Below are 21,711 nucleotides of genomic sequence, written 5' to 3' on the forward strand. Positions count from 1 at the left end.
GAGGCGGCTCAATGGCGAATGGGGCCTTGCCTGTCAATGCCATGCTGTGGAAAAGCGCACGCATGAAACGGGGACACAGAACAGGAAAGCCGAAAGGCGGGTATCCGAGGCTCTATGGGCGCCACGCCATCACGGCTGCGCTCGCCAATCCGGACCGGGTGATTCGCAAGATCTGGGGCACGCGCGAGGCATTGGCCGCGCTCGATCTGCCGCCGGTGTTGCCGATCGTCTATTCGGACGTGGCGGATCTGGGCCGCATGGTGCCGGGCGACGCGCCACATCAAGGCCTTGTGGCCGAGGTGGAAGCGCTGGAGGATATCTGGCTCGGCGATCTGCTGGAACAGGGCGTGCCGGATGAACAGGCGCGCCGGCCGATCCTGGTGCTCGATCAAGTGACCGACCCACACAATGTCGGCGCGATTTTGCGCTCGGCCGCGGCCTTCAATGCGCTGGGCATCGTCACGCAAGACCGTCATGCACCGCCCGAATCGGGTGTGATCGCGCGCGCGGCAGCCGGCGCGCTGGAAATCGTTCCCTGGGTGCGGGTGGTGAACCTCGCCCGCGCGCTCGATGAAATCGCCGAGGCCGGCTATTGGCGCATCGCGCTCGATGGCGACGCACGCGATACGATCGCGGGTGCGCTGGACAATACCACCCGCGTCGCGCTTGTGCTGGGCGCCGAAGGTGAAGGTCTGCGCCTGAACAGCGTCAATCACTGCGACATGGTCGCTCGCCTGCCTATCAGCCCGCGCATGGAGAGCCTCAACGTTTCCAACGCCGCGGCAATCGCGCTATACGCCTGCATGACGCGCTAGGCGCAAGCCTGGCGCCGTGCCTCGCGGGGGATGAGCGATTGACGAACCGGGCGATGATGACGCGCTGGCTGCTGGTGCTGATCGCGCCCCTGCTGCTTTCGAGCTGCCTGCTCGTGCCGACGCGATTCGCGGCGACGCTCGATATCAAGGCCGACCGCAGCTTCACCTTCGCTTATGTGGGTGAGGTGCAGCTGCTCAAGAGCAGTCCGTCCGACATGACCGACGGGCTGCTGGATGAAGACAATGCCGCAGACGACGACGCCACCGATGCCGCGACGGACGATGCGCAGATGTTCAAGATCGCCAGCCAGCCGCAAAGCAAGAGCGGGACTGCGGACGACGCCGATGCCGACGATGAGGCGCAACTCCGGCGTCTCGCCGAGGCGCTGAGCAAGGAATATGGCTACCGTTCCGCGCGGTACATCGGCGACCGCAAGCTGGCCATCGATTACCGGATCAGCGGGCGGCTCGACCATGGCTTCGTTTTCCCGTTCAACCCGGATGGGGAAGTCGTCCTTCCCTTCCTCGCCATCGAACTGCGCGGCAAGGATCGCGTGCGCGTGAAGGCTCCCGGCTTTGCCAATGATAGCGATGCCGCCACCCTGCCGATGGGCACGGCGAGCGGTCGTGAGAGCCCTGGCGGGCTTCTGGACGGGACATTCACGCTGACCACGTCGGCAGAGATCGTCAGCCAGAATCAGGAAGAAGGCGCCGAAACCATGATGGATGGACAAAGACGGATCGTCTGGAAGGTCACCCCGGCCACCAAGGATGCACCAATGGCCGTGCTACGCGTGGCTCCGCTGCCATGAGGGTGCACGCAAGCCTTGGGCTGCTGATCGCTAGCGCCGCTCTAAGCGCTAGCGCAGGCCGCGCGGCGGAAAGCGAATCGCTTGGCATCTGGACCAATCCGCAGCGCAGCGTGCAGGTGCGCGCGCATCGCTGCGGCACGGCGATGTGCGGGACGGTGATTCAAGCCAGCGAAAAAGCCCGCGCGGATGCGCGCAAGGGCGGGATGGACAATCTGATCGGCGCGCGCCTGTTCAGCGGCTTCGTGCCCGAGAAGGAGAATGTCTGGCGGGGCAAGGTGTTCGTACCGGATATCGGCAAGACCTTTTCCGGCACCATCACCCTGGTCAACGAGCGGACGCTGAGCGCGCAAGGCTGCCTGATCGGCCGCATCGGCTGCCGATCACAGGTCTGGACCCGGGTGGACAACTAGACCCGGCGGGCGCCCGCTGGCGCGCACCGGGCCAAAGCGCTCAGTCTTCCGGTGCGATCGTGACGACCATGCCCTCGAGCTCCGGACTGACCGGGATCTGGCAGGAGAGACGGCTGGAGGCATTGCGATGCTCGGAGCTGTCGAGCAGATCGTCCTCGTCGCCCTTGAGCGGCGGGAGCTTGTCCGCATAAGCCTCGTCAACATAGACATGGCAGGTTGCGCAGGAACAGCAGCCGCCACAAATGGCCAGCAGTTCGTCGATTCCGTTGTCGCGGATCACTTCCATGACCGTGTGGCCATTCTGGGCCTCGATCTCGTGGCGCGCGCCGTCCCGTGTCACAACCGTCAATTGCGGCATTTTTATCTCCAAACCATGGTTTGGCTCGCTATGAGGGGCTGCTGGACAGAAATCAACCCGGCGACGCGCGCCGCTCTTTATCCTGGGACGAACCATGCTCGATGATGCCGCATTGCGGACTTCGCTGGATGCGCTGGCGGCAGATCAGCCGGCGATCGCCGCGTTGATCGAGCGGCTCGGTTACCCCCCGTCCCGCCAGCGTGAGCCGGGATACGAAACGCTGCTGCGCACCATCGTCGGCCAGCAGGTGAGCGTCGCCGCGGCAGCCTCCGTATGGAGCAAGCTGGAGGCCGCACTCGGCGCCGGATGCGCGCCCGATGCCCTGCTGGCGCAGGATTTCGATACGCTGCGCGCCTGCGGCCTCTCCCGCCAGAAGCAGGGCTATGCCCGCAGCCTTGCTGAACTGGTGGTCAGCGGCGGGCTGGACCTGCACGCTCTGCCACAAGATGATGAGGAGGCCATTGCCGCGCTCGTGCGGATCAAGGGCATCGGGCGCTGGTCGGCGGAGATCTATCTGCTGTTCGCGGAAGGCCGCAGGGACATCTGGCCGGCGGGCGACCTCGCCGTGCAGATCGCGGTCGGGCAGATCATGGGCCTCGACAGTCGCCCAGCCGAGCGCGAAACCCGGGCGCTGGCCGAAGCCTGGCGCCCGCACCGCAGTGCCATGGCGCTGATGGCATGGCATCATTATAATACGCCTGTCTTCTGATGCGCCGTCTCCCCCGCCCCCTCCCCGTCAGAGCAACACGTCGATCGCCTTGGCGAGGGCAATGTCGCGCGCGCTCAGGCCCCCGGCATCATGGGTGGTCAGGCGAATATCCACGCGATTATAGACGTTCGACCATTCCGGGTGATGATCGGCGCGTTCGGCCAGCAGGGCGACCTTGCTCATGAACCCGAAGGCGGCGACGAAATCATCGAACCTCAGGCTGCGCGAAATGCCGCTGGCATCATCCGATAGCCTCCAGGCCGGGACGGTGCTGAGCGCTTGCGCGCGCTCCTCGTCGGAGAGACGGGCGATCCTTGGCATGGCGGTCTCCTTTTCGCGCGCCCCCTTCTCGGCCACGCGCGCATGGACCGTCAAGCCATGAGCGGCGCAGCGCTCCGGCTGGAGGATGTCGCCTGCCTGCGCGGGGGACGGCTGCTGTTCGCCGGCGTCAATCTCAGCTTGGCGGCAGGCGGCAGCGCACAGATCGCGGGGCCGAACGGCATCGGCAAATCGAGCCTGCTGCGCATCATTGCCGGGCTTCTGCGGCCCTTTGCGGGGACGGTGACCTGCGAGGGCGCGGTGGCGCTGACCGACGAGCTCGATGCGCTGGACCGTGACCGCACGGTGCACGATGCCCTCGCCTTCTGGGCCAAGGTGGACGAAGCGCCGTCCGCGCGCATCGACGCCGCGCTCGATGACCTCGCCATTGCACATCTGCGCGATATTCCGGTGCGGATGCTCTCGACTGGCCAGCGCAAGCGCGCCGCGCTGGCGCGCACGCTGATCACCGCGGCGCCGATCTGGCTGCTGGATGAGCCGGCGAACGGCCTCGACGTCGCCTCTGCCGCGCAGCTCGGCACCCTGGTCGACGAGCACCGTGCGCGCGGCGGCATTGTGCTCGCAGCCTCGCATATGCCCCTCGCCTGGACGCAGGACGCGGTGATCAACCTTCATGCGCCGGCCCCGGCTGCGGGCGAGGAGCGCGACGCATGATCGGCCCGATCATCCTGCGCGACCTTGGCCGGGCGTGGCGGAGCGGTGGCATCTGGCTGCCGCTGGCCTTTCTGCTGCTGATTGCGGCGCTGTTTCCTTTCGCGGTCGGCCCCAATGCCACGCTGCTCAGCCAGACCGGCGGAGGACTGCTGTGGGTCGCCGCGCTGCTGGCCAGCCTGCTGCCCATTGACCGGCTGATCGAGCCGGACCGCGACAGCGGCGTGATCGACCAGCTCGTGCTGCGCGGCGTGGGGGAAGGCACGATCCTGTTTGCCAAGGGCGTCGCGCATTGGCTGAGCTTTGGCCCGCCGCTTCTGATCGCCGCGCTGCCGGCCGGGGCCCTGCTCAAGCTGGAGCCGGAGATGCTGCGGCTGGTGATGATCGGTCTGGCGCTTGGCACGCCCGGCCTTGCCGCGCTCGCCCTGCTGGTGGCAGCGCTCACCGCCGGCCTGCGGGGCAGCGGCGCGCTGACCGGCCTGCTGGTGCTGCCGCTGGCGGTGCCGATCCTGATCTTCGGTGCCGGGGCCCTGCAATTTGGCAGCGACAGCGCGCTCAAGCTGGTCGCGGCCTGCTCGCTGTTACTGTGGGTGGTGGCGCCCGTCGCGGGCGGTGCGGCGCTAAGGGCGGGACGGGATTAGGTAGGGCTGGATTGAGGGGCGCCGCATACCAGGCCTTCCCTCTTCCCCGTTCGTGTCGAGCGAAGTCGAGACACCAAGCTCAGCGCTGGACGTGTCTCGACTTCGCTCGACACGAACGGAAAGGTAGGCGGGTTTACGCAGGCGCTTGCGGTGCGCTGACTCTACGAGCGAACCCCTCCCCCCGAAAGCCCCTCAGTCCCGCGTCCAGCGCGCCCAGATTGCGGTGGGGAGCAACAGCCCCCGCGCCTCTTCCCGCACGGCCAGCTCGCCGCATTCGATCCGTCCTGGCAGATCGCCCAGATGCGCGCGGAGCAGTTCACCGATTGCCAGGGCGGACATGCGCACGGCGTAGACCGTGAGGAACAGGAAGCGGCTCTCGCCATCCAGCAAGCGGCGGCAATCGGCGATCAGGCCGGGCAGGTCTTCCTCAAGCCGCCAGATCTCGCCATCCGGCCCTCGGCCATATTTGGGCGGATCGAGCAGGATGCCATGATAGCGCCGCTCGCGCCGCACCTCGCGTGCCACGAATTTGGCGGCATCGTCGATGATCCAGCGGACGGGATTGCTCTCCATGCCGGAGAGTGCCGCATTGGCACGCGCCTGCGCGACCGATTTCTTGGAGGCATCGACATGCACGCACTGCGCCCCGGTCGCGGAAAGGGCCAGCGTGGCAACGCCGGTATAGCCGAACAGGTTGAGGAAATGGGGCGCGTCGACTCCGTGCAGCCGCTCGCGTGCCCATTGCCAGACCGGGGCCATGTCGGGGAAGAAGCCGAGATGCCGGAAGGGCGTGCAGCTTGCCTGAAAGCGCGCTTCCTCCCAGCGCAGCGGCCAGCCATCGCGCGGCATCGGCTTGTCGAAATGCCAGCGCCCGCCGCCATCCTCGTCCGAGGCGGGGATGAAGCTGCCATGCGCGTCCCAGTCAGCCTGCGCCGGCTGCCACATCGCCTGCGGCTCCGGGCGGATGAAGCGATAGGGGCCATAGCGCTCCAGCTTGCGACCGGCGCCGCTATCGATGAGACCATAATCGCCCCAGGGCTCGCCGACCATTGTGGCGAGTGGGAGGGGGGAGGGCGTGACTGACATCTAGCCCCTCCCCTTCAGGGGAGGGGTTGGGGTGGGGCTTGCTACAGATGAGCCTAATCGCTGCGCGAGCGCTGCTCCGCATCGCCCCCACCCCCGAACCCCTCCCCTGAAGGGGAGGGGCGAGCGATCATCGGTCTTACCCACGGCGCGGTGTGGCGCGTTCCGCGATATATTCGGTTACTGCCTCGAACGTGCCGGGCAGCGTCACATAGCGCTCCTCGCGCCCGAACAGATCGCCCACGCGTGACGGCAGCGAGGGGCGCACACCCGTTGCGCGTTCCACGGCATCGCGGAACTTGGCGGGATGCGCCGTCGCAAGCGTCACCACCGGCACGGACGGATCCAGCGGCACGGCATGGGCCGCCGCAAGGCCGACTGCGCTGTGCGGGTCGATGACCTGAGAGGCCGCATCATAAGCCCAGCGCATCGCCCGCGACATGTCGTCGCCATCGACGCGCGCGGACGAGAAGAGCTTGGACGCCCCGTCGCGCTGCGCGTTCGTCAGGCGCATGGCCTTTGTCGCCTCAAAGCCCTTCATCTGCTCGGCCAGCGCCAGCCCATCGCGCCCACCGAGATCGAACAGCAGCCGCTCGAAATTCGAGGAGACCTGAATGTCCATGCTGGGCGTGGCCGTCGGCACGACGCCTTCCTGGCTGTAGTCGCCCTGCGAGAGCGCCCGGTGCAGAATGTCGTTCACATTGGTGGCCACGATCAGCCGCTCGATGGGAAGTCCCATGCGCGCTGCGACATAGCCGGCGAACACATCGCCGAAATTGCCGGTCGGCACGGAAAAGGCGACCTGCCGATGCGGCGCGCCGAGGCGCACGCCGACATAGATATAATAGACCACCTGCGCCACGAGTCGCGCCCAGTTGATACTGTTCACCGCCGACAGATCGAAGCGGCCGGCGAACTCGGCATCGTTGAACATGCGCTTCACCAGCGCCTGCGCATCGTCGAAGCTGCCCTCGATGGCGATGTTGTGGACATTCGGCGCCAGCACCGTCGTCATCTGCCGGCGCTGCACGTCGGACACGCGATCTGCGGGATGGAGCATGAAGATGTCGATCTTGGCACGGCCCGCGACGGCATCGATCGCAGCTGAGCCGGTGTCGCCGGACGTGGCACCCACGATGGTCAGATGCGTGTCGCGCCGGCTGAGGAACTTCTCGAACAGCAAGCCGAGCATCTGCAGCGCGACGTCCTTGAACGCCAGTGTCGGCCCGTGGAACAGCTCAAGCAGCCAGTGTTGATGATCGAGCTGCACCAGCGGCGTCACCGCGGCGTGAGAGAAGCGGCCATAAGCCTGCGTGCACAACTCGCGCAGTTCGTCTTCGCTCAGGCAATCGCCCACGAACGGGCGAATGACGCGAACGGCAGTCTCGACATAGGAGAGGCCGCGCATGGCCTCCAACTCGTCGGCGGAAAAGCTGGGCCAATGCTCGGGCAGATACAGCCCGCCATCGCTCGCCAGCCCTGCCAGCGTTGCGCCCTCGAAATCCAGCGCAGCCGCGCGCCCCCTGGTGCTCACATATTGCATGACCGGCCCTTAGCCTTGTGGCTGCCGTAGCGCAACGGAGTGGATCAACCCTCGCGCGCTTCGCCCCGCCAGCGCTTGCGCAGGGCGAGCGCATAAATCACCAGCGCGATCGTGGCGAACAGGAACCACTGCACCGCGTAGGACCGGTGATTATTGGGCACGGATGAGGGATCGGGCCGCGCGGAGGCGAGCAGCCCGGGCGCCGGCTCGTCCGCAACGATCATCAGCCGCAAGGGCGATGCCTTGCCCTGCACCCGAGCCATCAGCGAGGAATTGTCCGGCTCATGGGTGGCTGTGCCAGTCACCGGGCCGCCCTGCCAGTCGGTCTTGCCATCCGGCCGCACGCTCACGCCCATGTCCACCACAAGTCCCGGCCCTTCGGCACCGGTCGCGCAATATGCGATGTGCCGCCATCCGGTCTCGCCGCTGCGCGCCCGACCGCCGATCACCTGCCAGTCGACCACGCGCAGACACTGGGCCGCGAGACGGCGAAACATGTAGCTTTGATCGGTTGGGTTCTGCCGGGGATAGGCGGTGAGCGGCAGATGCAGATTCGCGCGCCAGGCATCCAGCGCGGCCTCCTTCTGCTGGGCGCGACCGATCTGCCAGATGCCCAGCGCGATCATCACGGCGACGGCGAGTCCAACCAGCACGGTCGGCACCAGCGGCACGCGGCGGCTCATGGCGCGCCCTCGCCCGGCTGACGCGCATCGGCAATGCGCCCCTCGCGCGCCTTGTTGCGATATTCGATGATCAGCAGTGCTGCCTTGGACAGGCGCAAACAGCCGATGACCAGCGCGGTGGTGAGCGGCACCCAGAGCAGGATATGCACCCAGAATGGCGGATCGGCGGCCAGTTGGACCATCAGAGCCAGCGCCGTGACCAGCCCGCCGACGATCAGAATGAGGAAGGCCGCAGGGCCATCCCCGACATTGAACGCGGCCAAATCCAGCCCGCAGGCCCGGCAGCGCGGCGCGAATCGTACCCAGCCATCGAACAGCGGCCCGACGCCGCAGCGCGGGCAGCGGGCCTTGACGCTCGCCTTGACCAGATAAGCCGGTGTGACAGCGGCTGCCTTTGGCGCCTCTGCGGGCTTAGTCTCGCTCATCCAACCTGTCCTTCGCAATGCCGCGTGCCGGAAACGAAGCGACGCGCGGAAGGGCTTTCCGCGCGTCGCCTTTGCTATCGATAGATGAGGAGCAAGCATGGGCCTTGGCGCCGCACATGCCGTGCTCCCCGGCCGATCAGCCCGCGTGCATCGGAGCTCCCCAGCCGCCCCACACATAGATCGAGACGAACAGGAACAGCCACACCACGTCGACGAAGTGCCAGTACCAGGCCGCCGCCTCGAACCCGAAGTGCTGGCGCGGCGTGAAGTGACCCTTATAGGCCCGCACTTGGCAGACGATCAGGAAGATCGTGCCGACCAGAACGTGGAAGCCGTGGAAGCCGGTCGCCATGTAGAAGGCCGAGCCATAAGGCGTTGTGCCGAAGGCGAAGGGCGCGTGGGCATATTCATAGGCCTGCACGCAGGTGAAGACGATGCCGAGGATGATCGTGAGCCACAGGCCCTTCTTCAGGCCGTCCCGGTCGCCATGGATGATCGCATGGTGCGCCCAGGTAATGGTGGTGCCCGAGCAGAGCAGGATCAGCGTGTTGAGGAGCGGCAGCTCGAAGGGATTGAGGACCTCAATGCCCTCGGACGGGAACAGGCCGTCAATCGGCGGCAGGGCCGTCGGGAAGAGGCTGAAATCGAAGAACGCCCAGAACCAGCCCACGAAGAACATGACTTCCGAGGCAATGAACAGGATCATGCCATAGCGCAGGTGAAGCTGCACGACAGGGGTGTGATCGCCGGCATGCGCCTCGCGAATGACGTCCGCCCACCAGAAGAACATGGTGGCGAGTACGCCGGCCAGACCGAGGAAGAAGCCCGCGCCGCCCCAGCTGCCCATTTCAGAGGGGTGCATCCAGGCAACGGCGCCCAGCGCCATCACCAGGGCCGACATCGAGCCCATCAACGGCCAGAAACTGGCGGGGAGAATGTGATAATCGTGATTCTTGGCGCCGGCCATATCGTATTCCCTGTATCTAAGCGCTTTATCCGAGCGCTCGTTTGCGCGCTTCTTTAGCTCTGGTCGTCCGGCTTCTCAACCGGATAGAATGTGTAACTCAGCGTGATTTCCTGGACGTCCTTGCCGTCAGAATCATCAAGGAACGCCTTGTCGACGTAGAACAGCACGGGCATCCGCACCTGCTGCCCCGGCTGCAAGGTCTGCTCCGTAAAGCAGAAGCACTGCACCTTGCTGAAATATTTGCCGACATATTCGGGCGTGACGTTGAACACGGCCCGCCCGGTGACCGGCTTATTCGAGGTGTTCTTGGCGATGAAGATCGCCATCGACTTGCCGCCGACGCCCACGGTCACGCGGCGCTTCTCGGGGTAGAATTCCCACGGAATGCCGCCGCCGATATTCGAGTCGAACCGAATCGACAGCTGCCGGCCCTGCGTCTGCAGCGAGACCGCCTTGGCGGCCTCTGCGGCGTCGACGCGCTGAGTGGTCCCGCCGAAGCCGGTAACCTGACAGAATAGGCGGTAGAGCGGGACCGCCGCAAAGCCGAGGCCGAGCATCGCCACCGCCACCAGCGCAGCCAGCAGGGCTGTCTTGCGGTTACTCACGCGCTTTCCAGCAATCGTCGTCATCGCGCCGCTCCTCAGGCCATTTTCGCGATGGTGATCGCGAAGAAAAGCACGACCAATGCGGCGAGGATCCACGCCATGATCCGCGCCCGCGCCCGCTGGCGTTCCTGAATGAGTTTCTGGTCTTCAGGGGTCATACCGCAAACACCCAATGGTCGACGACAACCGCGCCGAAGAGCAGGAAAAGATAGAGAACCGAATATTTGAACAGCCGCCGCTCCGGCTTCATTTGGGCGGGATTGCTCTCCCGGCGCAGCGAGACCTGCAGGGCCATGGCCGCGAACACCGCCGTCGCCAGCAAAGCGGTCACGCCGTAGATCGGGCCGGTCAGCCGCAGGACCACCGGCGCCAGCGCGGCGACGCCCATGATGCTGGTATAGCCCAGTATCTGGCGGCGGGTGGTCACCTCCCCGGCCACTACCGGCAGCATCGGGATGCCCGCATTGGCGTAATCCATCCGCACGAACAGCGCGAGCGACCAGAAGTGCGGCGGGGTCCAGAAGAAGATCAGCATGAACAAAGCGATGGGCAGCAGCGCCACATCGCCCGTCACCGCCGCCCAGCCGATCAATGGCGGAAAGGCACCGGCCGCACCACCGATCACGATATTCTGCGCCGTGCGTGGCTTGAGCCAGATGGTGTAGATGAACACATAGAAGAGGATCGACGTCGCCAGGATGCCGGCGGCGAGCCAGTTGGTCGCAAAGCCCATCAGCAACACAGAAAAGGCAGCGAGGCCGACGCCGAAATGCAGCGCCGTTTCCCGGCTCATCCGGCCGGCAGGCAGCGGACGACCTGCGGTGCGCTTCATCTTCGCGTCGCGGTCGACTTCATACCATTGATTGAGCGCACCTGCCGCACCAGCGCCGAGGGCGATGCAGAGAATAGCGGTAAAGGCGAGCACCGGAGACAGGCTGCCGGGTGCGACCAGCAATCCGCACAGGCCGGTGAATACGACGAGCGTCAGCACGCGCGGCTTGGTCAGCGCGAGCAGATCGCGCCAGTCCGCGGGGAGCGGAACCGTCGACCCGCCAAGCGGAGACTGTTGTGGCGCGGTGCCCATGATCGATGCCTTGCTCGCCAAAACCTCTGACCTTGCGTTCAGTTCAACTCGTCAGTTCATATCGCAAGCGGGAGCGCTTGCGCGCCCCCGATCGCCATCTTGTCTGTTCAAGCCGCCACCCTGAAGACGGCGGCTCGCGGGTGAAACCCGCTGTCGATCAATCGATGACCGGCAGAGTTTCGAACTGGTGGTACGGCGGCGGGCTGGACAGCGTCCATTCCAGCGTCGTGGCACCCTCACCCCACGGATTGGCAGCGGCCTTCTTGCCAGCCAGCAGGGAGATGAAGACGTTCACGAAGAAGATCAGAACGCCCACGCCCATTATCGCATAACCGAACGAGGCGATGCCGTTCCAATAGGCCAGCGCATCGGTGTAGTCCGGCACGCGGCGCTGCATGCCACTCATGCCCAGGAAGTGCATCGGGAAGAACATGATGTTCACGCCGATGAAGAACACCCAGAAGTGGAGCTGGCCCAGGAACTCGTTGTACATCTTCCCGAACATCTTCGGGAACCAGTAGTAGAAGCCTGCGAACAGCGAGAACACGGCGCCGAGCGAGAGCACATAGTGGAAGTGCGCAACCACATAATAGGTGTCGTGCAGGTTATCGTCGATGCCGCCATTGGCGAGCACCACGCCGGTCACGCCACCAACGGTGAACATGAAGATGAAGCCAAGCGACCAGACCATGGGGGTCTTGAAGCTCATCGAGCCGCCCCACATCGTGGCGATCCACGAGAAGATCTTCACGCCCGTCGGCACCGCGATGACCATGGTGGCGGCCGTGAAGTACATCTTCATGTTCACGGTCATGCCGGTGGTGAACATGTGGTGCGCCCACACGATGAAGCCGACGACGCCGATGGCGACCATGGCATAGGCCATGCCGAGATAACCGAAAACGGGCTTGCGGCTGAAGGTGGACACGATCTGGCTGACGATGCCGAAGCCCGGCAGAATCATGATGTACACTTCGGGGTGGCCGAAGAACCAGAACAGGTGCTGATAGAGAACCGGGTCGCCACCGCCGGCGGCGTCATAGAAGACGGTGCCGAAGTTACGATCGGTCAGGAGCATGGTGATGGCCGCAGCCAGCACGGGCAGTGCGAGCAGCAGCAGGAAGGCAGTGACCAGCACCGACCACACGAACAGCGGCATCTTGTGGATGGTCATCCCCGGTGCGCGCATGTTGAAGATGGTGGTGATGAAGTTGATCGCGCCCAGAATGGAGCTGGCGCCCGCGATGTGCAGCGAGAGAATCGCCATGTCGACCGCCGGACCAGGGCTGCCGCTGGTGGACAGCGGGGCATAGACGGTCCAGCCGGTGCCCGCGCCATTGCCGGTGCCGCCGGGCACGAAGGCCGAGCCGAGCAGGAGCAGGAAGGCAGGGATGAGCAGCCAGAAGCTGATATTGTTCATCCGCGGGAAGGCCATGTCCGGCGCGCCGATCATGATCGGAACGAACCAGTTACCGAAGCCGCCGATGATCGCCGGCATCACCATGAAGAACACCATGATGAGGCCGTGGGCCGTGATCAGCACGTTCCAGAGGTGATAGGCCTGATCGATCGTCGCATCGGGACCGTCCGCGAAGGTGGCCCAATGCTGGAGATACTGAATACCCGGCTCAGCCAGCTCGAGACGCATGAGGCCCGAGATGGCGCCGCCGATGACGCCGGCCATGATCGCGAAGATCAGGTAAAGCGTGCCGATGTCCTTGTGGTTCGTCGACATGAACCAGCGGACGAAGAAGCCCGGCTTGTGATCGGCATCATGATCGCCATGGGCGTGCGCCCCGTGGAAATCGTCTGCGGTTGTGGTGCTCATCTTGGAAGTCCTCAGGATGCAGTCGCGGGCGCCGCAGCGGGCGTCTCGGCGTTGGCGGGAGCAGGAGCGGCGGCGGGTGCTTCGGCGGCAGCGGCAGGCGCGGCTGCGTCACCCGGCATCTGGCCACCCTGTGAGCGGACCCACTGTGCGAACCGCTCGGGGCTCACCGCTTCGATCGAGATCGGCATGAAGCCATGGCGTGCACCGCACAGCTCCGAGCAGACGCCGTAATAGACGCCTTCCTTCTCGATGGTGAAGGTCTTCTCGTTGAGACGACCCGGCACAGCATCTTCCTTCACCCAGAACGCGGGAATCGAGAAGGAGTGGATCACGTCAGCCGCAGTGATGATCGCCTTGATGGGCACGCCGACCGGCAGGACGACGCGATTGTCGACGCCCAGCAGGCGGGGTTCGCCACGCTTGAGCGCTTCTTCGGGCGGCAGCATGTTGGAGACGTATTCGCCGATGCCGAGATCGGGATACTCATAACCCCAGTACCACTGATAGCCGGTCACCTTGAGGGTGATGGCGTTGGCGGGGGCCGGCTTGAACTGCTTGGCCAGCAGGTCGATCGACGGAATGGCGATACCGATGAGGATCAGCACCGGCGCCAGCGTCCAGACGATCTCGATCGCCGTGTTGTGCGAGGTGCGCGAGGGCACCGGGTTGGCGGCGCGACGATAACGCACCACGACCCAGAGCAGCAGCCCCAGCACGAACAGCGAGATAACCGTGATGACCGGCAGCAGAATCACATTGTGCATCCACAGCGCATAATTGCCTGTGGAGGTCACCTGCTTCTGGAAGGTCGTCTCGCCCACGGCAGGCTGACCGATGCCTTCGACCGGCGCGGCATGATCGAACGCCGGCGCGGCGGGAGCTGCGGGCGCAGCGGCGGCGGCCGGTGCGGCTTCCGCAGTCGACGCCGCGGGCGCAGCAGCCTGTTCTGCCTGCCCGAAAGCGGAAGATGGCGCGAGCGTGCTCAGTCCGAGCGCGATCGCCACCATGAAGCCATTGATTCTTCTAGTCATGCGGTCGACCTGCCTTCAATTTCAGGCCGCTAGCGAAAGACATCGACTGCGGCCCCCCTCATTGATCTTGCGGCCCCTATACGCAGCCAGCCTCCCAGCCTCAAGCGCAGAAATTGCCCGAATGCCAGCCGTTGATTGTCAGCCCGTCCGCCGCTATCTGCGCCGCTCTATATAAGAGGTCGGGGAAACATGACAGAATCGGAAGTGCTCGCTGAATTTCGCGCCTGTGACGCGCTGCTCCAGGGGCATTTTCTGCTGTCCTCGGGCAAGCACAGCGCCAACTATCTGCAGTGCGCGCGCGTGCTGATGAATCCCGAGCGCGCCGGCCGCATCGCCGTTGCGATCGCCCAATCTATCCCGCGCGATATTCGCGCCGCCATCGACGTCGTTGTCTCCCCGGCGATGGGCGGCATCATCATCGGCCACGAAATGGGCCGGGCGCTGGGCTGCGATGCGCTGTTTCTCGAGCGGCCGCAGGGCACCTTCCTGTTCCGTCGCGGTTTCTCGCTGACGCCCGGCCAGAAGGTGCTGATGGTCGAGGACGTCGTGACGACCGGCCTCTCCTCCCGCCAGGCCATGGAAGCGGTGCGCGCGGAAGGCGGCGAGGTCATCGCCGAAGCCGCCGTGGTCGATCGCTCGGCCGGCGAGGCCAATCTCGGCGTGCCCTTCTTCCCGCTCGTGAGCCTCAACTTCCCCGTGTACGACGCTGACGATCTGCCGCCCGAACTGGCCGCGATCCCGGCCACCAAGCCGGGCAGCCGGGCATGACAGCAATGGCGGACCAAGGCGGCCGCCACCTGCGCCTGGGCGTCAACATCGATCATGTGGCGACCATCCGCAATGCGCGGGGCGCCTCCTACCCCGATCCGGTCCGCGCCGCCCTGCTCGCGCAGGAAGCCGGCGCTGATGGCATCACCGCACATTTGCGTGAAGATCGCCGGCACATCACGGACAAGGACATTGCGCGCCTGTCCGCCGAGCTGGAGATCCCGTTCAATTTCGAGATGGCGGCGACGCAGGAAATGCTGGAGATCGCGTTGCGCCACAAGCCGCACGCCGTCTGCCTCGTGCCAGAACGTCGCGAGGAGCGCACCACCGAGGGCGGGCTGGACGCGGCCGGGTTGCACAATCACCTCGCGCCCATGGTCGATCGGCTCGGCGAAGCGGGCTGCCGCGTCTCGCTGTTCATCGAGGCCGATCCGCGCCAGGTCGATGCGGCGCTGCGCCTCAAGGTGCCGGTGGTGGAACTGCACACGGGCAAATATTGCGAGGTCGAAGGCCCCGAGCAGGCTGCGGAACTTCGGCGCATCACCGAAATGGCGGCGCTGGCTGCCAAGAACGGCATCGAGCCCCATGCCGGCCATGGCCTGACTTACGAGAATGTCACGCCAATCGCAGCGATTCCGCAGGTCGCGGAACTCAACATCGGCCATTTCCTCATCGGCGAGGCGATCTTCTTGAGCCTGCGCGACAGCGTGGCGCAGATGCGCAAGCTGATGGACGAGGCGCGCGGCCAGGCATGATCGTCGGCCTGGGCTCTGATCTTTGCAATATCGAGCGAATCCAGGCTTCTCTGGACCGGTTCGGAGAGCGATTCGAGCAGCGGGTGTTCACCGACCATGAGATCGCCCGAGCCAATCGACGCCCGTTTACGAAGGCCGGCACATTGGCCAAGCGCTTCGCGGCCAAGGAGGCCTTCAGCAAGGCAGTCGGCACCGGATTCAAGGCCGGCGTCTTCATGAAGGACATTGGCGTCGTCAATCTGCCATCCGGCGCACCGACGCTTGCCCTCACGGGCGGCGCCAAAGCGCGACTGGATGCCTTGACCCCGCCCGGCGCCAGCCTATTTGTTCACCTGACATTGACCGACGATCATCCCTGGGCGCAGGCGTTCGTCATTCTGGAGGCGCGCTTTCCGTGACGGATGAGGCATCGATCAAGGCGCAGGAAACGCGCCGGAAACGCGCTGACAAGAAGACCGATTGGGTCGGCGAGATCAAGAGCATCGTGCTGCTGCTCGCGGCGGTGCTGGCGTTCCACAGCTTCGTGGCCAAGCCTTTCTACATCCCGTCCGAATCGATGATGCCGACCATGTTGGTGGGCGACCGGCTCATTGTTTCCAAATATGCCTATGGCTGGTCCTACGTCTCCCCGACGATTCCCAATCCGGCCGCGATCCTGCGCACCACATTGCTGGGCGGACCGCCCGAGCCCTGGGGTGTCACGCTGCCGTTCATGAACGGGCGCGTTTGGGGCAAGATGCCCGAGCGCGGCGACATCGCGATCGTGACGCCGCAGAACAGCAACGAGGATTATATCAAGCGCGTCATCGGCTTGCCCGGCGATCTGCTGGAAGTGCGGGACGGCGTGGTGATCCTCAACGGCAAGCCGGTCAAGCAGGAGGCCCTGCCCGCCATGCGGATGCCGGTGGACGCCAATAGCCGGTGCGATCCGCGCCAGTTCCCCGGCGCGCTTGAGGCACAGCCGGATGGCACGCAGGTGTGCGTGCTCCCGGTGCTGCGTGAGACGCTGCCCAATGGGCGCAGCTACACGATCATCGACATGGGCACACGCGAGACCGACTGGTACGGCCCGGTGCGCATCCCTGCCGGCCATGTGTTCCTGATGGGCGATAACCGCGACAATAGCGCGGACAGCCGCGTCTCTGCCGCAATGCAGGGCCTTGGCGGCCCTGTGCCGTGGGAATCACTGGGTGGCCGCGCCGAGTTTATCACCTTCTCGCTCGACGGCTCGACGCGGCTCAATCCGGCCACCTGGATCAGCAGCTTCCGCAGTGGCCGGGCAGGGATGTCGCTGCATCCTGAAGAGACAGCAGGTTCGGCGCAGCGCTGAGCGCTTTTGCGGTAAGAGCGGCTCCTCACCGATAGCCGAGATAGCCGCGCACGGCCCGACCGACGCGTTCTTCCAGACCGGGCCTTTCCTGTTCTCCATGCGCGCCAGCCGTGTCGACCATGCCCTTGATGATCGCGAGCATGTCCTGCGCGGCGAACGCCGTGTCGGCTTGGGTTGGAAGATCCGGGCGCTGTAACACGCTGGTAACGATCTCGCGGAGCCGCACGCTCACCGCGTGAATTGCCGGATCGAGCGGCAGCCGGGCCTCCTCGATATCAAGAAGGCGCGCCAAAACGGGGCGCCGGAGTTGATGCGCGACCGCTGCTGCGATCAGCAGAGCCAGCGCCGCCTGCCCCGTCTCGGCCGTTGTCGCCGCCTCCCAATCGGCGATCAGCAGCGCGGTTTCCCGCAAGATCAGCGCGCCGATCAGGGCGTCCTTGCCCGGAAAGTACTGATACAGCGACCCGATGCTGACGCCAGCACGTTCAGCAACGGCATTGGTGGTCAGTCCGCCGAGTCCCTTTTCCTCCAGAATGCGAGCCGTCGCTTCGACGATGGCCTTTACCGTCTCCAAAGAGCGGCTCTGCCGCGGCGATTTTCTGGGGATGGAGCGCTGCTGGGAAGGGATGTTGGTCATGACGTCAATGCGAGTAGCCAATCTTGAGCATTTGCTCGCATTTAGTCCGCGCAGACACAGACTGACAAGGACCTATCATGACCAATGCAAGCCTTTCGTTCGAACCCGCCCTCACCGTCTTCATGCTGGTCAAGACGTCGCCAGAGTGGCTCGGCTTTCCCGTCGATCAGCGTTTCGCGCTGCTGAACGAGCAATTCGCGCCCATTCTGCGCAAGCACGCCGGCAAGGTTGCGCTGCGCTTCTTCGACGTGGAGTTCTACGCGACGCGCGTAACCGACATCTGGATGTGGGATGCGATCGACCACCACGCCTATCAGTTGCTGGTCGAGGACCTGCGGGAAACAGCCTTCTGGGACCGTTATTTCGATATCGTCGAAATTCTGACCGGTGTCGAAAATGCCTATGCCAAGAATTATGGCCGGCCGGTCATTAGCGGATGAGGCGTCTAACAGGATGACGGCCCAGATGCCGGGCCGGGAATGAGATGTGTGAAGCGGGCGCCGGATCGGCGCCCCTTCCCCATCAGGGCTGCGGCATCTCCGGCGCGCCCGGCGGCATCGCGCCCGGGCCACCCGGACCTCCGCCCTGCTGCTGCATCATCTGCTGCATCTGCATCATCTGCTGGGCCTGCATGACCTCGGCACGGGATTTGAACTCAAGCAGCTTGATCTCGAACTGCAAGGGCGTGTTCGGCGGGATGACGCCGCCCGGAGGGGGGCTGTCGCCATAAGCCAGCTCGGCGGGGATCCATGCGCGAATGCTGCCGCCGCGCTTGAGCAGGGTCACCGCCTCCGCAAAGCCGGGGACCAGCGACTGCAGGTCCATCGGCGCGCTCTCATTCTCGTCGAACACCGTGCCATCGGGCAGCGTGCCCTTATAGGCGACGAGCGCAAAATCATCGCGGGTGGGGCTTTCGCCCGACCCTTGCGTTATCATCTGGTAGCGCAGGCCGCTGGAGGTATGACCGAACTGGCGGCTGCCAGCCCAGGCCAGCACCGCCGCAACGGCCAGCACCAGCACGACCGCAAGCCAGAAACGACGAACCGAACCGCGCCGGATGGGCTGCAAGGGAACCGCCGTGACGGACATGGGCCGTGCCTCTTCTTATTGAAACCGGGAGAATCAACAGGGCCGCAAGCGCGGCCCTGAAAGTAACTTAACGGGCGCCGTCGCGCTCGGCGCGCTTGCGCTCCAGCTTGCGGGCACGACGGATGGCCGCAGCCTTTTCGCGCGCACGCTTCTCGGAGGGCTTCTCATAGTGACGACGGAGCTTCATCTCGCGATAAACGCCCTCACGCTGCAGCTTCTTCTTGAGCGCCCGCAGCGCCTGGTCGACGTTGTTGTCGCGCACGATGATTTGCATAAGCTCGTCAGTCTCCAGTTCTATCGCTTGTCCGCAGGGACCGGAGCACACTCCGGACGCGGTATCAATCTGCCTAAAATAACATACGCCGCGACAATCTGCCACGGCGGAACGGGCTGCCCTTATCAGGGTGACCTTACCGGATCAAGACCGGAAAGGCTTGGAAAAGGCCACAATCATTGCGGTGTGGCATTGCGGATGCGGTCCAGGGCAGGTGGGCCGCGATGCGAGTCGCTGGCGATATACACCTCCAGCGCGTCCACATCCACCGGCCCTTCGGCCAGCACCGGCGCCGGCGCGAACAGCCGCAGCCCATCACCGCCCTGCGCGATGAAATTGTTCATGGCGACCCGGTAAGTGCCCTCGTCGCGCAATGCCGCGCCATTCAGCCGGATGTTGAAGACGCGGGCGCCGGCGGGACGGCTGGCGTCGAATTCATAGCTGAATCCCCTGGAAACGCTGAGAATCGACGGGCGATCGCCACGGGTGAACTGCTGCTCCAGCGCGGCACGGATATCTGCGCCCGAGAGCTGCTTGACGAGCATCACATTGCCGAAGGGCTGCGCGGAATAGAGATCACCGAAGCGCACACTGCCATCGGCCAAGGGCGCGATGGGCGCGCGCAATCCGCCGGGATTCATGAGGGCCAGCTGCGCCCCGCCCCGCTCCGGCGCTTGGACGGAGGCCAGCTGCGCATCCGCGATGAAGTTGCCGAGCGTGCTCTGGCCGCTCGCATCGGCGATCTGGGTCAGGCTGCCGGCCAGCTTGCCGACGACTCGGTCGCTCACGCTGGAGGCCGCCGTGCGATAGCGGGCCACGAGATCGGTCAGCTCGGGCTGGGCGACAGGCGCATCCTCGCGCTGCTCCACAAGAAGGTTCTCGGCCCGCTTATCGACCAGCCGATGTGCGGCGACATCATAATCGAGCGTGATGCGGGTGAGCAGCGTGCCATATTGCCCGGCGCTGGTGGCAAGGAAGGGCCGAGCCGGATCGACCGTGCCATAGCGGCAGACATAGGCCTGATGGGTATGGCCGGAAATCACGAGATCGAAAGCAGGATCGAGCCGCGCCATGATCTGCGGCAGCGGTCCGGAAAGCGAGCCGCAATCGCCGGGATCGCCCTCCCCACCCGGATAGCCGCCTTCGTGGATCAGCAGCACCAATATCTCTGCCCCGGCCTGCTTGAGCGCGGCGACATAGCTGTTGGCCGCCTCCGCTTCATCGAGGAAGCGCAGATTGGCGACACCGCTGGGCGCCACGATCGCCGGCGTGCCCTTGAGCGTGACGCCGACGAAACCGATGGTCACCGTCTTGCCGCCAGCGAGGGCAAAGCGCTTGAGGCCATAAGCCGGGAACAAGGTCTGCCCATCGGCCTGCTGCACATTCGCCGCAAGAAAGCCAAAGCGCGCGCCCGGGAAATCGCTCATCACCTGGCAGGGCTGCAATCGTGTAAACTGCGTGCAACCGCCGGTCTGCATCCGCCGCAGCTCGTCCGGCCCGCGATCGAACTCATGATTGCCCACCGAGTTGAAATCAACGCCGACCGTGTTCATCACGCGGATCGTCGGCTCATCGAGGAAATGGCCGGAGATGAGCGGCGACGCGCTGATCATGTCGCCGGCGGAGACCACGGCGCTGTTGGGATTCTCGGCCCGCAGGCGGGAGACGGCCTGCGCAAAGTGGATCGCGCCGCCCGCTGCCGTGCGCGGCGCATCGGCAGCGGCGCCCGGTGGGAGCACGGTCTGTCCGACAGTATCGATATGGCCGTGAAAATCATTGAAGGCGATGATCTGCAGCCGCGCAATGCTGTCGCCAGCCGGGGATGCGGGCCGCTGCGCCGTCTGCGCGCAGGCGCCGAGCAGAAGAAGGCCAAGCGGGAGGCTGGCGCGGATCATCGAGGAAAATTGCATCGTCACTCGTCCATAGCTGGCGAAAAGCGGGTCTCTGTTAGCAGATGCTCCGGGTCATCGCAGTGACAGCGGCACAGGCCGCCGCCTTTCACTCGACAACCCGCCCTCTCCCGCGCATCATCCAAGCCATCGCCCCACGAGACCCAGGAGGGTCCGGCGCAAGGAGAGAGGATCATGGCCACAGCCGCCCAAACACACCCGATGAGCGATGCCGAATGGCAGGCCCGCCAGCAACTGGCCGCTTGCTACCGCATCTTCGCTCATATGGGCTGGGACGAACTGATCTATAATCACATCTCGCTGCGCGTGCCGGGCGAAGAGCAGGCGTTTCTCATCAACCCTTTCGGCCTCCATTATTCGGAGGTCAAGGCATCCAATCTCGTCAAGATCGACATTGACGGCAACACGCTGGATGGCAGCCCGCACCCGGTCAACCGCGCGGGCTTCGTGCAGCACAGCGTCTTCCACCGCCATGTGCCGGACGCGCATTGTATCATCCACACCCACACCACGGCGGGCATGGCCGTCTCGTCTACCCAGGAAGGGCTGCTGGCGACGAACTTCTATGCCGGCTTCCTGGTCGGCAACATCGCCTATCATGATTTCGAGGGCGTAACCGTGCGCACGGAGGAAGGCGCGCGCCTCGTCGCCAATCTGGGCGACAAGCGCTTCATGATCCTGCGCAACCATGGCCTGCTGGTGATGGGCCAGACGTTGCCGGAGGCATTCCTGCGCTATTTCGTATTCGAGCGGGCCTGCGAAATCCAGCTGGCGACCCGGCAGGCGGGCACGCCGCTGATCATCCCAGACGAGGTGCTGGCCGTGCATAAGCGCGACATGTTTTCGGCCATTCCGGCCGAACGGTTCGGGATGCTCGACTTTGCCGCGATGGTGCGCGTGATCGACCGGATCGACCCGAGCTGGCGCGACTGAGCATTGCTCCGGCACGCCGCTGGTGGCAATC

The 21,711-nt window shown here is 65.0% G+C and carries 28 protein-coding genes; 12 read left to right on the forward strand and 16 right to left on the reverse strand.

Annotated elements, in window-relative coordinates; all coding sequences use genetic code 11:
- The first annotated feature begins 62 nt into the window (after positions 1-62).
- The 3 genes from M2332_RS05310 to M2332_RS05320 are packed head-to-tail and all read left to right on the forward strand — an operon-like array spanning position 63 to position 2,037.
- Positions 63-815, forward strand: a complete 753-nt coding sequence (locus M2332_RS05310; RefSeq protein WP_264573247.1) for a TrmH family RNA methyltransferase — start codon at positions 63-65, stop codon at positions 813-815.
- Between the two features lie 53 nt (positions 816-868).
- Positions 869-1,627 (forward strand): hypothetical protein, encoded by a 759-nt coding sequence (locus tag M2332_RS05315; protein ID WP_264573248.1) that lies wholly within the window; start codon positions 869-871, stop codon positions 1,625-1,627.
- Positions 1,624-2,037, forward strand: a complete 414-nt coding sequence (locus M2332_RS05320) for a DUF2147 domain-containing protein (RefSeq protein WP_264573249.1) — start codon at positions 1,624-1,626, stop codon at positions 2,035-2,037. Before M2332_RS05315 ends, M2332_RS05320 begins: the two co-directional genes overlap by 4 nt.
- A gap of 40 nt (positions 2,038-2,077) precedes the next feature.
- On the opposite strand, the gene M2332_RS05325 is transcribed toward M2332_RS05320, so the two are convergent.
- The gene (locus M2332_RS05325) at positions 2,078-2,395 is read right to left on the reverse strand and encodes a 2Fe-2S iron-sulfur cluster-binding protein (RefSeq protein ID WP_264570850.1); all 318 of its coding nucleotides are present in this window, start codon (positions 2,393-2,395) and stop codon (positions 2,078-2,080) included.
- A gap of 94 nt (positions 2,396-2,489) precedes the next feature.
- On the opposite strand from M2332_RS05325, the gene M2332_RS05330 reads away from it, so the two are divergent.
- Positions 2,490-3,104, forward strand: a complete 615-nt coding sequence (locus M2332_RS05330) for a DNA-3-methyladenine glycosylase family protein (RefSeq protein WP_264573250.1) — start codon at positions 2,490-2,492, stop codon at positions 3,102-3,104.
- A gap of 27 nt (positions 3,105-3,131) precedes the next feature.
- On the opposite strand, the gene M2332_RS05335 is transcribed toward M2332_RS05330, so the two are convergent.
- Positions 3,132-3,425 carry a 4a-hydroxytetrahydrobiopterin dehydratase gene (locus tag M2332_RS05335; RefSeq protein ID WP_264573251.1) on the reverse strand — a complete coding sequence of 98 codons (294 nt, stop codon included), beginning with the start codon at positions 3,423-3,425 and terminating at the stop codon, positions 3,132-3,134.
- Positions 3,426-3,482: 57 nt separating this feature from the next.
- Here M2332_RS05335 and ccmA point away from each other — a divergent pair, with 57 nt between their 5' ends.
- Together ccmA and M2332_RS05345 are read left to right on the forward strand one after the other, a co-directional pair.
- Positions 3,483-4,097 (forward strand): heme ABC exporter ATP-binding protein CcmA, encoded by a 615-nt coding sequence (ccmA, locus tag M2332_RS05340; RefSeq protein ID WP_264573252.1) that lies wholly within the window; start codon positions 3,483-3,485, stop codon positions 4,095-4,097.
- Positions 4,094-4,735: a heme exporter protein CcmB gene (locus M2332_RS05345; RefSeq protein WP_264573253.1), complete on the forward strand. Its 642-nt coding sequence runs from the start codon at positions 4,094-4,096 to the stop codon at positions 4,733-4,735. Before ccmA ends, M2332_RS05345 begins: the two co-directional genes overlap by 4 nt.
- A 192-nt stretch (positions 4,736-4,927) precedes the next feature.
- Here the strand turns inward: M2332_RS05345 and M2332_RS05350 are convergent, their stop codons facing one another.
- The 10 genes from M2332_RS05350 to coxB form a co-directional block, all read right to left on the reverse strand.
- Entirely contained in the window at positions 4,928-5,821 is an 894-nt protein-coding gene (locus M2332_RS05350; RefSeq protein ID WP_264573254.1) for a class I SAM-dependent methyltransferase, read from the reverse strand.
- Positions 5,822-5,957: 136 nt separating this feature from the next.
- Positions 5,958-7,361, reverse strand: coding sequence for a threonine synthase (gene thrC / locus M2332_RS05355; protein WP_264573255.1), 1,404 nt, complete (start codon positions 7,359-7,361; stop codon positions 5,958-5,960).
- A gap of 44 nt (positions 7,362-7,405) precedes the next feature.
- On the reverse strand, positions 7,406-8,044 hold the full coding sequence (locus M2332_RS05360) for an SURF1 family protein (RefSeq protein ID WP_264573256.1): 639 nt from the start codon (positions 8,042-8,044) through the stop codon (positions 7,406-7,408).
- Positions 8,041-8,469, reverse strand: coding sequence for a DUF983 domain-containing protein (locus M2332_RS05365; RefSeq protein ID WP_264573257.1), 429 nt, complete (start codon positions 8,467-8,469; stop codon positions 8,041-8,043). Before M2332_RS05365 ends, M2332_RS05360 begins: the two co-directional genes overlap by 4 nt.
- 136 nt (positions 8,470-8,605) lie before the next feature.
- Complete coding sequence (locus M2332_RS05370) at positions 8,606-9,436, reverse strand: cytochrome c oxidase subunit 3 (protein WP_181560186.1); 831 nt, start codon at positions 9,434-9,436, stop codon at positions 8,606-8,608.
- Between the two features lie 53 nt (positions 9,437-9,489).
- Positions 9,490-10,065, reverse strand: a complete 576-nt coding sequence (locus M2332_RS05375) for a cytochrome c oxidase assembly protein (RefSeq protein WP_264573258.1) — start codon at positions 10,063-10,065, stop codon at positions 9,490-9,492.
- 11 nt (positions 10,066-10,076) lie between these two features.
- Positions 10,077-10,199, reverse strand: a complete 123-nt coding sequence (locus tag M2332_RS05380) for a hypothetical protein (protein ID WP_264570860.1) — start codon at positions 10,197-10,199, stop codon at positions 10,077-10,079.
- Complete coding sequence (locus M2332_RS05385) at positions 10,196-11,125, reverse strand: heme o synthase (protein ID WP_264573259.1); 930 nt, start codon at positions 11,123-11,125, stop codon at positions 10,196-10,198. The genes M2332_RS05380 and M2332_RS05385 overlap by 4 nt, the downstream gene beginning before the upstream one ends.
- Before the next feature lie 157 nt (positions 11,126-11,282).
- Positions 11,283-12,953, reverse strand: a complete 1,671-nt coding sequence (ctaD, locus tag M2332_RS05390; RefSeq protein ID WP_181560188.1) for a cytochrome c oxidase subunit I — start codon at positions 12,951-12,953, stop codon at positions 11,283-11,285.
- An 11-nt stretch (positions 12,954-12,964) separates the two neighbouring features.
- Positions 12,965-13,984, reverse strand: coding sequence for a cytochrome c oxidase subunit II (gene coxB, locus M2332_RS05395; RefSeq protein ID WP_181560189.1), 1,020 nt, complete (start codon positions 13,982-13,984; stop codon positions 12,965-12,967).
- 189 nt (positions 13,985-14,173) lie between these two features.
- Here coxB and pyrE point away from each other — a divergent pair, with 189 nt between their 5' ends.
- Genes pyrE through lepB form a run of 4 tightly spaced genes read left to right on the forward strand, consistent with a single transcriptional unit; the run spans position 14,174 to position 16,837 of the window.
- Entirely contained in the window at positions 14,174-14,752 is a 579-nt protein-coding gene (gene pyrE, locus M2332_RS05400) for an orotate phosphoribosyltransferase (protein WP_264573260.1), read from the forward strand.
- 5 nt (positions 14,753-14,757) lie between these two features.
- Positions 14,758-15,507, forward strand: a complete 750-nt coding sequence (locus tag M2332_RS05405) for a pyridoxine 5'-phosphate synthase (protein ID WP_264573261.1) — start codon at positions 14,758-14,760, stop codon at positions 15,505-15,507.
- Complete coding sequence (acpS, locus tag M2332_RS05410; protein WP_264573262.1) at positions 15,504-15,905, forward strand: holo-ACP synthase; 402 nt, start codon at positions 15,504-15,506, stop codon at positions 15,903-15,905. Before M2332_RS05405 ends, acpS begins: the two co-directional genes overlap by 4 nt.
- 14 nt (positions 15,906-15,919) lie before the next feature.
- Positions 15,920-16,837 carry a signal peptidase I gene (gene lepB / locus M2332_RS05415; protein WP_264574899.1) on the forward strand — a complete coding sequence of 306 codons (918 nt, stop codon included), beginning with the start codon at positions 15,920-15,922 and terminating at the stop codon, positions 16,835-16,837.
- Between the two features lie 25 nt (positions 16,838-16,862).
- On the opposite strand, the gene M2332_RS05420 is transcribed toward lepB, so the two are convergent.
- A complete protein-coding gene (locus M2332_RS05420; protein WP_264573263.1) occupies positions 16,863-17,474 on the reverse strand; it encodes a TetR/AcrR family transcriptional regulator in 612 nt (203 codons plus the stop codon).
- A 77-nt stretch (positions 17,475-17,551) separates the two neighbouring features.
- On the opposite strand from M2332_RS05420, the gene M2332_RS05425 reads away from it, so the two are divergent.
- Entirely contained in the window at positions 17,552-17,914 is a 363-nt protein-coding gene (locus M2332_RS05425; protein ID WP_264573264.1) for a darcynin family protein, read from the forward strand.
- An 82-nt stretch (positions 17,915-17,996) separates the two neighbouring features.
- Here M2332_RS05425 and M2332_RS05430 read toward each other — a convergent pair whose 3' ends face one another.
- From M2332_RS05430 to M2332_RS05440, 3 genes are all read right to left on the reverse strand, one after another.
- Positions 17,997-18,563: an FKBP-type peptidyl-prolyl cis-trans isomerase gene (locus M2332_RS05430; RefSeq protein ID WP_264573265.1), complete on the reverse strand. Its 567-nt coding sequence runs from the start codon at positions 18,561-18,563 to the stop codon at positions 17,997-17,999.
- A 67-nt stretch (positions 18,564-18,630) separates the two neighbouring features.
- Positions 18,631-18,837 (reverse strand): 30S ribosomal protein S21, encoded by a 207-nt coding sequence (gene rpsU, locus M2332_RS05435; RefSeq protein ID WP_181560196.1) that lies wholly within the window; start codon positions 18,835-18,837, stop codon positions 18,631-18,633.
- Between the two features lie 176 nt (positions 18,838-19,013).
- A complete protein-coding gene (locus M2332_RS05440; RefSeq protein ID WP_264573266.1) occupies positions 19,014-20,747 on the reverse strand; it encodes a bifunctional metallophosphatase/5'-nucleotidase in 1,734 nt (577 codons plus the stop codon).
- A gap of 174 nt (positions 20,748-20,921) precedes the next feature.
- Here M2332_RS05440 and M2332_RS05445 point away from each other — a divergent pair, with 174 nt between their 5' ends.
- Complete coding sequence (locus tag M2332_RS05445) at positions 20,922-21,680, forward strand: class II aldolase/adducin family protein (protein ID WP_264573267.1); 759 nt, start codon at positions 20,922-20,924, stop codon at positions 21,678-21,680.
- Positions 21,681-21,711 lie beyond the last annotated feature (31 nt).

The sequence above is a fragment of the Sphingobium sp. B11D3A genome, from assembly GCF_025961695.1.
GTDB lineage: Bacteria > Pseudomonadota > Alphaproteobacteria > Sphingomonadales > Sphingomonadaceae > Sphingobium.

What these genes read in the sequence shown, in the direction of transcription:
- M2332_RS05310 (WP_264573247.1), top strand. Translation starts at nt 63, where the DNA reads ATGAAACGGGGACACAGAACAGGAAAGCCGAAAGGCGGGTATCCGAGG.
- ccmA (WP_264573252.1), top strand. Translation starts at nt 3,483, where the DNA reads ATGAGCGGCGCAGCGCTCCGGCTGGAGGATGTCGCCTGCCTGCGCGGG.
- M2332_RS05350 (WP_264573254.1), bottom strand. Translation starts at nt 5,821, where the DNA reads ATGTCAGTCACGCCCTCCCCCCTCCCACTCGCCACAATGGTCGGCGAG.
- coxB (WP_181560189.1), bottom strand. Translation starts at nt 13,984, where the DNA reads ATGACTAGAAGAATCAATGGCTTCATGGTGGCGATCGCGCTCGGACTG.
- M2332_RS05440 (WP_264573266.1), bottom strand. Translation starts at nt 20,747, where the DNA reads ATGCAATTTTCCTCGATGATCCGCGCCAGCCTCCCGCTTGGCCTTCTT.
- M2332_RS05365 (WP_264573257.1), bottom strand. Translation starts at nt 8,469, where the DNA reads ATGAGCGAGACTAAGCCCGCAGAGGCGCCAAAGGCAGCCGCTGTCACA.
- acpS (WP_264573262.1), top strand. Translation starts at nt 15,504, where the DNA reads ATGATCGTCGGCCTGGGCTCTGATCTTTGCAATATCGAGCGAATCCAG.
- ctaD (WP_181560188.1), bottom strand. Translation starts at nt 12,953, where the DNA reads ATGAGCACCACAACCGCAGACGATTTCCACGGGGCGCACGCCCATGGC.
- M2332_RS05320 (WP_264573249.1), top strand. Translation starts at nt 1,624, where the DNA reads ATGAGGGTGCACGCAAGCCTTGGGCTGCTGATCGCTAGCGCCGCTCTA.
- M2332_RS05360 (WP_264573256.1), bottom strand. Translation starts at nt 8,044, where the DNA reads ATGAGCCGCCGCGTGCCGCTGGTGCCGACCGTGCTGGTTGGACTCGCC.
- M2332_RS05345 (WP_264573253.1), top strand. Translation starts at nt 4,094, where the DNA reads ATGATCGGCCCGATCATCCTGCGCGACCTTGGCCGGGCGTGGCGGAGC.
- M2332_RS05370 (WP_181560186.1), bottom strand. Translation starts at nt 9,436, where the DNA reads ATGGCCGGCGCCAAGAATCACGATTATCACATTCTCCCCGCCAGTTTC.
- M2332_RS05315 (WP_264573248.1), top strand. Translation starts at nt 869, where the DNA reads ATGATGACGCGCTGGCTGCTGGTGCTGATCGCGCCCCTGCTGCTTTCG.
- M2332_RS05335 (WP_264573251.1), bottom strand. Translation starts at nt 3,425, where the DNA reads ATGCCAAGGATCGCCCGTCTCTCCGACGAGGAGCGCGCGCAAGCGCTC.
- M2332_RS05405 (WP_264573261.1), top strand. Translation starts at nt 14,758, where the DNA reads ATGGCGGACCAAGGCGGCCGCCACCTGCGCCTGGGCGTCAACATCGAT.
- M2332_RS05330 (WP_264573250.1), top strand. Translation starts at nt 2,490, where the DNA reads ATGCTCGATGATGCCGCATTGCGGACTTCGCTGGATGCGCTGGCGGCA.
- pyrE (WP_264573260.1), top strand. Translation starts at nt 14,174, where the DNA reads ATGACAGAATCGGAAGTGCTCGCTGAATTTCGCGCCTGTGACGCGCTG.
- M2332_RS05325 (WP_264570850.1), bottom strand. Translation starts at nt 2,395, where the DNA reads ATGCCGCAATTGACGGTTGTGACACGGGACGGCGCGCGCCACGAGATC.
- M2332_RS05425 (WP_264573264.1), top strand. Translation starts at nt 17,552, where the DNA reads ATGACCAATGCAAGCCTTTCGTTCGAACCCGCCCTCACCGTCTTCATG.
- M2332_RS05385 (WP_264573259.1), bottom strand. Translation starts at nt 11,125, where the DNA reads ATGGGCACCGCGCCACAACAGTCTCCGCTTGGCGGGTCGACGGTTCCG.
- rpsU (WP_181560196.1), bottom strand. Translation starts at nt 18,837, where the DNA reads ATGCAAATCATCGTGCGCGACAACAACGTCGACCAGGCGCTGCGGGCG.
- M2332_RS05430 (WP_264573265.1), bottom strand. Translation starts at nt 18,563, where the DNA reads ATGTCCGTCACGGCGGTTCCCTTGCAGCCCATCCGGCGCGGTTCGGTT.
- M2332_RS05380 (WP_264570860.1), bottom strand. Translation starts at nt 10,199, where the DNA reads ATGACCCCTGAAGACCAGAAACTCATTCAGGAACGCCAGCGGGCGCGG.
- M2332_RS05445 (WP_264573267.1), top strand. Translation starts at nt 20,922, where the DNA reads ATGGCCACAGCCGCCCAAACACACCCGATGAGCGATGCCGAATGGCAG.
- M2332_RS05420 (WP_264573263.1), bottom strand. Translation starts at nt 17,474, where the DNA reads ATGACCAACATCCCTTCCCAGCAGCGCTCCATCCCCAGAAAATCGCCG.
- M2332_RS05375 (WP_264573258.1), bottom strand. Translation starts at nt 10,065, where the DNA reads ATGACGACGATTGCTGGAAAGCGCGTGAGTAACCGCAAGACAGCCCTG.
- thrC (WP_264573255.1), bottom strand. Translation starts at nt 7,361, where the DNA reads ATGCAATATGTGAGCACCAGGGGGCGCGCGGCTGCGCTGGATTTCGAG.